Consider the following 12321-nt stretch of genomic DNA (forward strand, 5'->3'; position numbering starts at 1 on the left):
TCATTTGATGGCGCCGACCGTCACACCTCGGGTCAGCGTGCGCTGGAAGATCAGGAAGAAGGCGACCGCCGGCACGATGCCGAGCAGGGCCGAGGCGCTGGACATGGTGGCGTCCATGAACTTCTCGCCCTGCAGGACACCGAGCGCGACGGGCACCGTCTGGGTGTCGTTGGAGATCAGGAAGATGAGCGGCAGGAAGAACTCGTTCCAGGTCCAGATGAAGAAGAAGATCAGCAGGACGTTCAGGGTGGGTCTGCTGATCGGCACCACGATCCGCCACAGCGAACGCAGCCGCCCCGCGCCGTCGATCGCGGCGGCCTCGAGGATCTCCTTCGGGAACTGCCCCAGGACCGCGCTCAGCAGGTACGTGCCGAACGCCGCCTGGATCACGGTCATGACGATGATCACGGCCAGTTGCGTGTCATAGAGCCCTACCGCCTTGGCCAGGTAGTAGAGCGGGTAGGCCAGCGCCTCCTGCGGCAACGTGTTGGCCACCAGGAACAGCACGAGGATCGACAGCCGGCCCTTCACCCTGCCGATGCCCAGCGCGTACGCGTTGAGCACCGACAGCACGACGGCCAGCACCGACACAGAAGCGCTGATGACGAAGCTGTTCCAGAGCTTCGTGCCGAAGTCGACCCGGTTCCAGAAGTCGATGATCCCCTGGAGGTAGAGCCCGTCGGGCAGGCTCAGCGGGCCCTGCGTGCCGTACTGGGCCGGCGACTTGACCGCGTTGATCGCCACGATCGCGAACGGGAACATCATCACGACCGCCAGCACGACCAGCGCGAACAGCACCGCCCACCGCCCGGGACCCCTCATTGCTCACGCTCCTGGACGCGTAGGAACAGGAACGTCACCACGATGATGATCACGGCCAGCACGGTGGCGATCGCGGAGCCGTACCCGACGTTGCTCTTCTGGAAGAAGTTCAGGTACGAGAAGTACGACGGGACCATGGTGGCGTTGCCAGGGCCGCCCCGCGTCAGCACGAAGATCGGCCCGAACACCTTCAGCGCGGCGATCGTGCACGTCAGCAGTACCACGAAGATCTCCGGCCGGATCTGCGGGATCGTGATGTGCCAGGTCTTGCGCCACCACGAGGCCCCGTCGATCTCGGCCGCCTCGTAGTAGGCCGGGTCCACGCGCTGCAGCCCGGCCATGAAGATCACGACGGGGTAGCCGAGCTGGAACCACACCATGACCGCCATGACCGTGGCCAGCGCCAGGTCGGGATCGCCGAGCCAGTCGGCCTCCAGCCCGAAGATCTGGTTGACCGCGCCGTACGACGGGTGCAGCATCCAGCCCCACACCACGCCGGCCACCGCCACCGGCAGGACCTGCGGCAGGTAGTACATGGCCCGCAGCGCCGAGGCCGTGCGCGGCCCGAACCGCTTGCCGATGTAGTCGAACAAGGCGGCCGCCAGCACGAGGCCGATCGCGGTCGGCACGATGGCCATGGCCACGATCAGCCCCACGTTGTGCTGGAACGACTGCCAGAACCGCTCGTCCTCCAGCAATCTGGCGTAGTTGTCGAGGCCGATCCACCTGGGCGTGCCCACCCCGGACCAGCGGGTGAAGCTCGCGCCCACGTTCATCAGGAACGGCACGACGATGACGCCCAGGAAGAGAAGCAGGCTGGGGGCCAGGTAGAGCCAGTACCCCCTCGTGCGACCTCTCATCTAGTTACCAATGTCGGCGAGGTTGTCCTCGTACGGCTTGGCGATCTCGTCCAGCACCTCGGCAGGGGGCTTGCTGCCGTTGATGAGGTTCTGGACCCCGGCCACGAGCACGTCGTAGTAGCCGGGCGCGGGCCAGTCGGGGTAGAAGGCCAGGCCGTCGGCGGCGGTCAGCTTGTTGAAGGACTCGATGAGCTCCTTGCTCTTGGCGTCGGTGATCGCGGCCGGGTCGGCGGCCACGGGGACGCCGCCGGAGTTGCCGAGCAGGTTCTGGATCTCCTTGCTCATCGTGATGTCGATGAAGTCGTAGGCCAGGTCCTTGTTCTTCGACTTCTCGGGGACGACCCAGAGGTTTCCGCTCGAACCAGGCGACATGGTGGCGCCGGGGAAGAGGAAGTGACCCCACTGGAAGTCCTTGATGGTGGAGGCCACGCGGCCGTACCACCAGCTACCGCTGATCATGATGGGGAACTTGCCGTTCATGAACGCCACGCCCATGTCCTCGGCCTTGAGCCCGGCCGAGTTCTTGGCGATGTAGCCCTTCTTCACCCAGTCGGCGAAGGTGTCGGCGCCGTAGGTGAACTCGGGCCCGTGGAAGTCGACCTTGCCCTTGTAGGACTGGTACGCATCCAGCCACGGCTTCTGCGCCTTGGTCAGCGCGAGCTGGTAGAGGATCTGCTGGGCCGGGTACTCGGCGCCGGCGTTCGCGATGGGCGTCACCCCGGCCTTGACGAACGTGTCCAGCCCGGCCGTGAACTCCTCGAACGTGGTCGGGACCTGGACCTTGTGCTTGTCGAACAGGTCCTTGTTGTAATAGACCATCACGAACTCGCCGTAGTTCGGCACGCCGTACCAGTTGCCGGTGCCCATGACGCCCCGGTCGTCATATTTGGCGGTGGTCTGCAGGCCGCCGGGCAGCAGCTTGTCCCAGCCGCGCTTGGTGGTCTCCTCGGAGAGGTTCGTGAGAAGGCCCTGCTTGGACAGCAGCCCGGCGGTGGCGTTGCCCTTGTTGTACTCCATGATGTCGGGCGCCTCATCGGAGTTGAGCACCATGCTCGCCGTCTTCTGGATCTGCTCGAAGCCCTTCTCCTCGAACTTGACGGTCACGTTCGGGTGCGACGCCTCGAACTTCTTGATCGCCTCGGTCCACGCCTTGGCCATGGCGCTGTCTTTCGACTCGTAGTGCCAGAGCTTCAGCACGCGGGGCTGGTTGCCCTGCGTGGGGGGGCTCTCGGAGCCGGAGCCGCAGGCCGACAGGGCGAGCGCGGCGGCGAACAGCACCGCAGCGCCTCTCAACTTGACCATGATCCCTCCAGGGGGGTGTTACGAGATGACGGCCCGCGCGGGAGCTCCGGCCACCGGGGCGATCTCGACCGCGGTGACGCGCTTTGGGCCGGTGACGGCGACACGCAGTTCGTCGCCGTCCCTGGTGGCGACGGCGACCGTCACGCCGTCTTCGTCGTGGATTTCGGCAGTACGGGTTTCTTCTGGGCCGTCGCCGCCCACGAAGGCGACGAGGGCGATCTCGGCAGGCACGGTGATGGTGTTTCCTGGGTCTCCCGTCGTAGTGACCGGTATGAGCGCGCCGTACCTGACGAAGAGGGGGATCTGGTCGAGCGGCTTGCTGACCGGGACGTACCGGGAGCCCTCCAGGACCTCGCCCGTCCAGTAGTCGACCCACTGACCGCGCGGCAGGTACACCTGCCGGGTGCCCTCCGGCGCGATCATGGGGGCGACGAGCAGGTCTCGGCCGAGCAGGTACTGCAGGTCGGCCTGCCAGGCCACCGGGTCGTCCGGATAGTCCACGCACAGCGCGCGCATCATCGGCGCGCCGGTGCGCGCGGCCTCGACGGCCGCCGAGTAGATGTACGGCATCAGCCGGTAGCGCAGCTTCAACGCCTCTACGGCCTGCTCCTCGACGGCCGGGAACTCCCACGGCTCGCGGGTGGTCGTGCCGTGCAGACGCAGCAGCGGGGAAAGGGCTCCGAACTGGGTCCAGCGGACGTACAGGTCGTCGGTGGGCCGGCCGGTGAAGCCGCCCGCGTCGTGGCTCCAGAACGGCACGCCGGACAGGCCGTGCGCGAGCCCGCCCCGGATCGTGCTGCCCATGGCGGCGTAGCTGGTGTAGGTGTCGCCGTTCCACTGGGCGCTGTGCCGCTGGCCGCCGAGGTACGACGAGCGCGCCCACACCAGGCCGTGCCCGTTGACCTCGCGGGTGACGTCGGCGACGGCGTCGTTGAACAGCAGCGTGTAGACGTTGTGCAGGTCGGTGCCCGTCATGCCGTTGAACGCGACCGCGTCCGCCGGGACACCCTCGGCGAAGTCGGTCTTGAACGCGTCCACGCCCTGCCGCAGCAGCGCCCGCAGCAGGTCCTTGAACCAGGTGACCGCCGCCGGATTGGTGAGGTCGACGATGCCGCACGCCGGGAACGACCCATGCCAGCAGTCGGCGACGTAGGTCTCGCCATCCTCCCTCTTCAGGAAATATCCGGCTTGCGAAGCATCCTCGAAGGCCGGGCTGAGATGGGAAATGTACGGATTCATCCAGAGACAGGCCTTGAACCCCATCCCGTGCAGCTCGTCGAGCATCCGCTCCGGCTCCGGGAAGTTCACCGGGTCCCACTGCAGATCCGACCAGTGCCCGTCGGTCTGCCAGTAGGTGTCCAGGTGGAGCACGTCGCACGGGATGCCGCGCTCCCTGATCGTCCGCGCCCTGGCCAGCACCCGCTCCTGGCTGTCCACGCAGAACCCGGACGAGATCCAGGTCCCGAACGCCCACTTGGGCGGCAGCGACGGGCGGCAGGTCAGCAGGTCGTAACGGTCCAGGACGTCGGACGGCGTGGGCCCGGCGATCATGTAGTAGTCCATGACGTCGTCGGGCACCAGGATCTGCACGACGCTGTGCGTGGACTGGCACACGTCGAACTCCGTGGGGGCGCCGCTGTCGACGAGGAGCCCGTAGCCCTTGCTGGAGACGTACAGGGGGACGTTCTTGTACGCCCGCTGCGACTCGGCGCCGAAGGCGTCGAAGTTCCACATGACCGGGCGCTGGCCGCGCTTGTCCAGCGGCGAGAAGGACTCCCCGAACCCGGCGAACGCCTCGTCGGGGGCGGCGGCGAAGCTCTCGTGGTAGGCGACGGAGGTGCCGTTGGCCGTTGAGCGGCCGAACGGGAGCGTCCGCAGCCTGCCGCTGATGTCGGTGTGCCCGCGATCCTGCTCGACCAGCGTGGCCCCGGAGGCGTCGGTGAAGCGCAGGTGCCACGGCGCCAGGCTGATCTCGGCACGCAGCGAGCCCGCGTCGATCACGATCGGCTCCCCGGGCGCCACCCCGGCACGTGCCCCTGGATACGTGCCGGGGGTGACCATGGAGATGGCCCCCTCCGATCGCGGCCGGGCGGCCGCGTCCTCCGACAGCCGCACCCGGATCACGCCCTCACCGGCCACGCCCACCTGGACGACCAGCGTCTCCTCCGCCGTCGTGACCGCCTTCAGCATCACCTCGGCACCGTCCGCCGCGACCAGCTCGGCCGCCGTGAGCGCCGACAGGCCACCCTCACCTCGTGCGCGAACCGGCAGCTCGGGCGGGTCCGCGACGAAGTACTCGTGCGCGACCAGCGGGGGGCGATAGGGCATGGAAGCTCCTTTGAACAGCTGCGCCAACTTCGTGAATTAGTTTGCTGTCCATACCAACAAACGTCAACGGTCTGGCGGCCAGTTAGTTTGAAGTCCATCCCAAATAGACGACACGACGCCAGTGAACGACCGGGCGTCCACCGCCGCACGGTGCGTGTGCCGGCCGGGCGGCGGTCACGGTGCGCTCGCCACGACAGCGTGCCGCGCGGGCCTTAGATGCCGCTGGCGGCCTGAGGCTGCATGAGGCGGCGGGCGGCCTCCGTGATGGAGCCCGACAGCGACGGATAGACCGCGAACGTGTGCGCCAGCTGGTCGACCGTCAGCCGCTGCTGCACGGCCACCGACAACGCCAGGATCAGCTCCGACGCCCGCGGCGCCACCACCACGCCCCCCAGCACGATCCCGGTGTGCGGCCGGCAGAACAGCTTGACGAACCCGTCGCTGAACCCCTGCATCTTGGCCCGCGCGTTCGTGGCGAGCGGCAGCTTGACCACATTCGCCTCGATCTCGCCCGCCTCGATGGCCCTCTGCGCGACCCCCACCGCCGCGATCTCCGGGTCGGTGAAGATGTTGGAGGCCACCGTGGCCAGCCGCAGCGGCTGCACGGCCTCCCCGAGCGCGTGCCAGACCGCGATCCGCCCCTGCATGGCGGCGACCGAGGCCAGCATGAGCACGCCGGTGCAGTCGCCGGCCGCGTAGACACCCGGCGCGGACGTACGTGAGACCTTGTCGACCTTGACGAAGCCGCCCCGGTCGAGCTGGACCCCGGCCTCCTCGAGACCCATCCCGGACGTGTTGGGAACCATGCCGACCGTCATCAGCGCGTGGGACCCCTCGGCGGTGCGCCCGTCCTCCAAGGTCACCACGACGCCGTCGGCGGTGCGCTTGACGGAGGCGGCGCGCGAGCGGCCCATGACGTTCATGCCGCGCCGCCGGTAGACCTCTTCGAGCACCTCGGCGCCGTCGGCGTCCTCGTTGGGCATCATCCGGTCGCGGCTGGAGACCAGAGTGACCTCGGCACCGAGCGAGCGGTAGGCGCCGGCGAACTCCGCGCCGGTCACGCCGGACCCGACCACGATCAGGTGCTCGGGCAGCTCATCCAGGTCGTAGAGCTGGCGCCAGCTGAGAATGCGCTCCCCATCGGGCTCGGCGCCGGGCAGCACGCGCGGGGTGGCGCCGGTGGCCACGAGCACGACGTCGGCCCGGATCGTACGGTCCCCCGCCCGCACCACCTGCGGATCCACCAGCCGCCCGCGCGCCTTGATGATCTCGACGCCCTCGGCCTCGACCCGGGTGGCGATGTCCGCGGACTGCGCCTGCGCCAGCTCCTTCACCCGCTTGTTGACCAGCGGCAGATCGACCCCGACCGTCCCCGGCTCGCCGTCGGGCCCGCCGTCGAAGGAGATGCCCAGCCCCGGCGCGTCGAGCAGCGCCTGTTTGCGGACCGAGGTCGCGATCAGCGTCTTGGAGGGCACGCAGTCGGTCAGCACGCAGGCGCCGCCCGGCCCGTCCTGTTCGACCATCGTGACTTGCGCGCCTAGCTGAGCGGCCACCAACGCCGCCTCGTAGCCGCCTGGTCCGCCACCGATGATCACGATCCTCGTCACGTGTCCCATTGTCCCGCACGAACTCCGCCAAGCTGCAATCGGCCCATTACCCTGCGGTCTCCGATCTTCCTGTAGCCACATTCCCGGACGATCCGGTTGCAGCCACATCAGCACGCGGCGGATGCCGGATTATGGGCCCCTGCCTGCGACCTCGCCGGACGCACACTCTCCATAGCTCTCTGTGTTCATATAAGTACTGAGAGCAATATGGCGGCATAACTGCAATGATGTCTTGATCTAAGTCACGGTTTGCCCGCGCCTGTACCTCCTGATGGACCGACTTGGCTCTTCAGCATGGCAGGATGGCGCGGTAGCTGGACGACGAGCAGCACCCAGCGAGAGGGGTGGATCGTGGCGTGGCTTTCAGATTCAGGGAAGCCGAATGAGCTCAGGCTTTATGCCGCGTACGGCTCGAACATGGACCCGGAGCAGATGGCCATGCGCGCCCCGCACTCCCCGATCCGGGGCGTCGGCTGGCTGCCCGGCTGGCGGCTGACGTTCGGCGGATACGACCCCGCCTGGGAGGGCGCGCTCGCCACCATCGTCGAGGATCCGGACGAGCACGTGTTCGTCGTGCTCTACGACGTGCCCGACTGGGAGGAGACCTCGCTCGACCAGTGGGAGGGCGCGGTACGCGGCGCCTACCACAAGGTGCGGCTGCGGGTGCAGACCCTCGACGGCGAGGTCGTGGCCTGGTTCTACGTGCTCGACGGCTACGAGGGCGGCCTGCCGTCGGCCCGCTACCTGGGCAGCCTGGCGGAGGCGGCCGAGCGGGCGGGCGCCCCCGACGACTACGTCAAGGAGCTGCGGGAGCGCCCCTGCACCTCGTTCGGATAAGAGCGATCTCAGAACTCGGCATGAGATCGCCTTGTTAGCGCAGCGGCTGGTCCTTGGTCTCGCGCAGCACGAAGATGTAGACCAGGGTGGAGATCAGCGCCAGCGCAGACACGTACCAGGGGAAGAGCCCGGGGTTCCCGGCCTTCTCCAGCGCGGTGCCGATCAGCGGTGCGGTGCCGCCGAAGATGGCCACGGTCAGCGAATACGGGAACCCGGCCCCGGCCGCCCGCACCCGGGTGGGGAACAGCTCGGAGTTCACCGCGGCCGAGATCGAGGTGAAGCAGCCGAGGAACACCATGCCGATGAGCTGGATGACCAGCAGGCTGCCGTACGCGTCGGTGAGCAGGCCGAGCAGCGGCACGGGCAGGAGCAGGAACCCGAGCCCGAACGTGATCATCAGCGGCCTGCGCCCGATCCGGTCCGACAGCATGCCGAGCAGCGGCTGCAGGATCATGAAGAAGACCAGCGAGATCGTGCCGATCTGGAGCGAGTCCGCCTTGTCGAACTTCACGGTGATCTGCGCGTACGTAGGCAGGAAAGCGGTCCAGGTGTAGTACGAGACGGTGCCGGCGATCGTGATGCCGACGATCGTGAGCGCGGACCTCGGGTGGTGCTTGAGGAACTCGAACAGCTTCGGCCGCTCGACCTCGCCCCGCTGGATCTCCTCCGCCACGGCCGAGGTCTCGTCGGCGCCCTTGCGGATCCACAGGCCCACGAGGCTGAGCACGGCGCCCACGATGAACGGGATGCGCCAGCCGTAGGAGGTCATGTCGGCCTCGACCAGGGACGTGGCCAGCAGCGCGGCCAGGCCGGAGGCCAGCAGCTGGCCGATGGTGGTGCTGACGTACTGGAAGCTCGAGAACAGGCCGCGGCGGCCGGGTGGGGCCGACTCCACCAGGAAGGTGGTCGCGGCGGCGAACTCGCCACCCACCGACAGGCCCTGGATGAGCCTGGCGAGGGTCAGGATGATCGGCGCCAGGAGCCCCACGGCCTCATACGTCGGCGTCAGGCCCAGCAGCAGCGAGCCCGCGCCCATCAGCATGATCGTGAACGTCATCGCGGCCTTGCGCCCGTACCGGTCGGCGAACGCGCCGACCAGCAGGCCACCCAGCGGCCGCATGAAGAAGCCGACCGCGAAGACCAGATACGTGCTCAGCAGGGGCACCAGGCTGTTGTCAGCGCCCTTGGGGAAGACCTGTCCGGAGAAGTACGTCGCCAGGAAGGTGTACGCGTACCAGTCGTACCACTCGACGACGTTGCCGATGCTGGCGGCCATGAGCTGGCGGACCCGGCTCTTGGGGATGCCGAGTGGGGATTGCGCCACGGGGGAGGTCGCCACGGGGGCTCCTTTGCTACAAGTGCGGAGATGGCCTACTTTGCATAGAGACGACCGAAACAGTCAAATATCAGCCGACATATTTATAATCCCGACACCGAAACGGCTACAGGTGGACGTTCTCGACCGGCGGCTCGTCGCCGCGCTCCAAGTCAGCCCGCGGGCCTCGTGGGGCGATATCGGCCGGGCCGTGGGCGAGCACGAGCGCACGGTCGCCCGCCGCCTGCAGCGGCTGATCGCGGAGGGGGTGGTCCGGGTCACGGCCATCTACGACGACCTGCGCACGGGGCACGGGCGACCCGCACACCTGCACGTCCAGGTGCGCCCGGGCAGCACGGGCCAGGTCGCCAAGGCGCTGGCCGACCGGCCCGACACGCGGTCGGTCTACGCGCTGACCGGCGCCGCCGACCTGGGCTGCGAGCTGGTGTCGCCGTCCAGGGAGGCGCTGCACCGCATCCTGTCCGCGGAGATCAGCGCGATCGACGGGGTCTTGAAGACGCAGACTCAAGTTGTGCTCCACACGTTCAGGACCGTCGCGGAGTGGCACGCGCCGTACCTCACCGAGGAGGAGGTCGCCGAGCTGCGCCCGGCGCCGCCCCCCGAAGGCCTGCCCGACGAAGAGGGACTGTCACCTCTGGAGCAGGAGATCGCCGAGCTGCTCACCGCCGACGGCAGGATCGCCTTCACCGCGGTCGCCGAGCGCCTCGACGTCTCCGTGCCGACCGCGCGCCGGCGGGTGACCTCGCTGATCGAGCGGCGGCTGCTGCTGCCGCGCGCGGAGATCGAGCCCGCCCTGCTCGGCCTGGAGGTGGAGGCCATGCTCTGGCTGAAGGTCCGCCCGTACGGGCTGGACCTGGTCGGGCAGCGGCTGGCGGCGCACCCGGACGTGCGTTACTGTGCCGCCACCTCGGGCACCCATTCCCTCATCGTCCAGGTCGTCACGGCGCACGAGGCCGACCTGTACCGCTTCATGACCGGCGTCGTCGGCTCGCTCGACGAGATCACCGACAGCGACCTCACCCTGATCACCCGCGCCTACAAGCGCGGCCACCTCCACAAGTCCGGACTGCTCACACTGGAGAAAACGCCATGACACCTGCCGAGAAGGAAGTCGCCGACCTCTGCGTGGAGCTGATCCGCGTCGACAGCAGCAACTACGGGGACGGCACCGGCCCCGGCGAGCGGGCCGCGGGCGAGGTCGTCATGGCCAGGCTGGCGGAGGTCGGGATCGAGGCGACGTACGTCGAGAGCGCGCCGGGCCGCGGCAACGTGGTCACGCGCGTCGAAGGCACCGACCCGTCCCTGCCCGCCCTGCTCGTCCACGGCCACCTGGACGTGGTCCCGGCCAACGCCGCCGACTGGTCGGTGGACCCGTTCGCCGGCGAGGTGCGCGACGGCTACATCTGGGGCCGCGGCGCCGTGGACATGAAGGACATGGACGCGATGATGCTGGCGGTGCTGCGCCAACTGAAGCGCGAGGGGCGCCGGCCGCGCCGCGACATCGTGTTCGCGTGGGTGGCCGACGAGGAGGCCGGCGGCGTGTACGGCGCCAAATACCTCACCGCACACCACCCCGAGCTGTTCGAGGGCGTCACCGAGTCGATCAGCGAGGTGGGCGGCTACTCGCTGGAGGTGGACCCGTCGCTCCGGCTCTACCTCATCGAGACGGCCCAGAAGGGCCTGGCCTGGATGAAGCTGACCGCCGACGGCACGGCCGGGCACGGCTCGATGCTCAACTCCGACAACGCCGTCACCGAGATCGCCAAGGCGGTGGCCAGGATCGGCGATCACGATTGGCCGCTGACGTACACGCCGACCGTGCGCCAGTTCCTCACCGAGGTCGCCGACGCGTTCGGGATCCCCTTCGACGAGTCGGACCCCCAGCCGATCCTGGACCGGATCGGGCCCCTGGTGCGGTTCGTGGGCGCGACCCTGCGCAACACCACGAATCCCACCCAGCTCGGCGCCGGCTACAAGTCCAACGTGATCCCCGGGCAGGCCACGGCCGTGATCGACGGGCGGTTCCTGCCCGGGTTCGAGGAGGAGTTCTTCAAGACCTTCGACTCGCTGATGGGGCCGCGCGTGCGGCGGGAGTTCGTGCACCATGACATCGCGCTGGAGACGACGTTCGACGGTGCTCTGGTCGAGTCGATGATCGCGGCGCTGAAGACCGAGGACCCGGCGGCGCGGGCGATCCCCTACTGCATGTCGGGCGGCACCGACAACAAGACGTTCTTCGCCGACCTGGGGGTGCGCGGGTTCGGGTTCGTGCCGCTGCGGCTGCCTGCGGACATGGACTTCGCGTCGATGTTCCACGGCGTGGACGAGCGGGTGCCGGTCGACGCGCTGCAGTTCGGCGTGCGGGTGCTGGACAGGCTCCTCCTAAACTACTGAGATGTGAGCAAAGACGCATACACCCTGGCCAGCGAGGCCGCCGCGGCGCTGCACAGCGCCGCCGGCCTCGACACCTTCGACGTGGCGCTCGTCATGGGGTCGGGGTGGGTGCCCGCGGCCGACGCGATCGGCGAGACCGTGAGCGAGATCCCGTTCATCGACCTGCCCGGCTTCCAGGCGCCGGCCGTGGCCGGGCACGGCGGCAAGATCCGTATCCTGCGCACCGCCACCGGGCGGCACGTGCTGGTGTTCCTCGGGCGTACACACCTGTACGAGGGGCTCGGCGTGGACGCGGTCGTGCACGGCGTGCGCACGGCGGCCGCGGCCGGCGTCCGTACGATCGTGCTCACCAACGCGGCCGGCGGCCTGCGGCCCGAGACGCAGAACGTCGGCGAACCGGTCCTGATCAGCGACCACATCAACATGACTGGGGACAACCCGATCACCGGGACCACGTTCATCGACCTCACCGAGGTCTACTCGCGCCGCCTGCGCGTCCTGGTCCGCGAGATCGACCCGACCCTCGCGGAAGGGGTGTACGTGGCCTTCCGCGGGCCGACGTACGAGACGCCGGCCGAGATCCGCATGCTGCGCGCGCTGGGCGGCGACATGGTCGGCATGTCCACCGTCCTGGAGGCCATCGCCGCCCGCGAGGCGAACCTGGAGGTGCTCGGCCTCTCCCTGGTCACCAACCCCGGCGCGGGCCTGTCCGGCGAGCCCCTCAGCCATGAGGAGGTCCTGGAGGTCGGCCGCGCCACGGCGGCCCGCATGGGCGTCCTGCTCGCCAAGGTGGTGGACCGGCTGTGAACCCCTCGGACGAGCCACGCGACGACGC

At 68.7% G+C, this 12321-nt stretch carries 10 protein-coding genes; 4 read left to right on the forward strand and 6 right to left on the reverse strand.

What is annotated here, in order from left to right:
* The 5 genes from EJK15_RS20500 to EJK15_RS20520 form a co-directional block, all read right to left on the reverse strand.
* Nucleotides 1–822, reverse strand: coding sequence for a carbohydrate ABC transporter permease (locus EJK15_RS20500; RefSeq protein WP_138712073.1), 822 nt, complete (start codon nucleotides 820–822; stop codon nucleotides 1–3).
* Nucleotides 819–1682: a carbohydrate ABC transporter permease gene (locus EJK15_RS20505; RefSeq protein ID WP_138712074.1), complete on the reverse strand. Its 864-nt coding sequence runs from the start codon at nucleotides 1680–1682 to the stop codon at nucleotides 819–821. The genes EJK15_RS20500 and EJK15_RS20505 overlap by 4 nt, the downstream gene beginning before the upstream one ends.
* On the reverse strand, nucleotides 1683–2984 hold the full coding sequence (locus EJK15_RS20510) for an ABC transporter substrate-binding protein (protein ID WP_138712075.1): 1302 nt from the start codon (nucleotides 2982–2984) through the stop codon (nucleotides 1683–1685). It lies immediately after the preceding gene.
* A gap of 18 nt (nucleotides 2985–3002) precedes the next feature.
* On the reverse strand, nucleotides 3003–5312 hold the full coding sequence (locus EJK15_RS20515; RefSeq protein ID WP_138712076.1) for a TIM-barrel domain-containing protein: 2310 nt from the start codon (nucleotides 5310–5312) through the stop codon (nucleotides 3003–3005).
* Between the two features lie 212 nt (nucleotides 5313–5524).
* Nucleotides 5525–6919, reverse strand: coding sequence for an NAD(P)H-quinone dehydrogenase (locus EJK15_RS20520; RefSeq protein WP_138712077.1), 1395 nt, complete (start codon nucleotides 6917–6919; stop codon nucleotides 5525–5527).
* A gap of 351 nt (nucleotides 6920–7270) precedes the next feature.
* Here EJK15_RS20520 and EJK15_RS20525 point away from each other — a divergent pair, with 351 nt between their 5' ends.
* Nucleotides 7271–7756 carry a gamma-glutamylcyclotransferase family protein gene (locus EJK15_RS20525; RefSeq protein WP_276615410.1) on the forward strand — a complete coding sequence of 162 codons (486 nt, stop codon included), beginning with the start codon at nucleotides 7271–7273 and terminating at the stop codon, nucleotides 7754–7756.
* A gap of 34 nt (nucleotides 7757–7790) precedes the next feature.
* Here EJK15_RS20525 and EJK15_RS20530 read toward each other — a convergent pair whose 3' ends face one another.
* Nucleotides 7791–9095 (reverse strand): MFS transporter, encoded by a 1305-nt coding sequence (locus EJK15_RS20530; RefSeq protein ID WP_240777086.1) that lies wholly within the window; start codon nucleotides 9093–9095, stop codon nucleotides 7791–7793.
* A 109-nt stretch (nucleotides 9096–9204) separates the two neighbouring features.
* Between EJK15_RS20530 and EJK15_RS20535 the strand changes: the two genes are divergently transcribed.
* The 3 genes from EJK15_RS20535 to EJK15_RS20545 are packed head-to-tail and all read left to right on the forward strand — an operon-like array spanning nucleotide 9205 to nucleotide 12293.
* A complete protein-coding gene (locus tag EJK15_RS20535) occupies nucleotides 9205–10185 on the forward strand; it encodes an Lrp/AsnC family transcriptional regulator (protein ID WP_138712079.1) in 981 nt (326 codons plus the stop codon).
* Nucleotides 10182–11486, forward strand: coding sequence for a M20/M25/M40 family metallo-hydrolase (locus EJK15_RS20540; protein ID WP_138712080.1), 1305 nt, complete (start codon nucleotides 10182–10184; stop codon nucleotides 11484–11486). The genes EJK15_RS20535 and EJK15_RS20540 overlap by 4 nt, the downstream gene beginning before the upstream one ends.
* 3 nt (nucleotides 11487–11489) lie before the next feature.
* Nucleotides 11490–12293 carry a purine-nucleoside phosphorylase gene (locus EJK15_RS20545; protein ID WP_138712081.1) on the forward strand — a complete coding sequence of 268 codons (804 nt, stop codon included), beginning with the start codon at nucleotides 11490–11492 and terminating at the stop codon, nucleotides 12291–12293.
* Nucleotides 12294–12321: the final 28 nt, after the last annotated feature.

This window comes from Nonomuraea basaltis (genome assembly GCF_005893125.1).
GTDB classification, from domain to species: domain Bacteria; phylum Actinomycetota; class Actinomycetes; order Streptosporangiales; family Streptosporangiaceae; genus Nonomuraea; species Nonomuraea basaltis.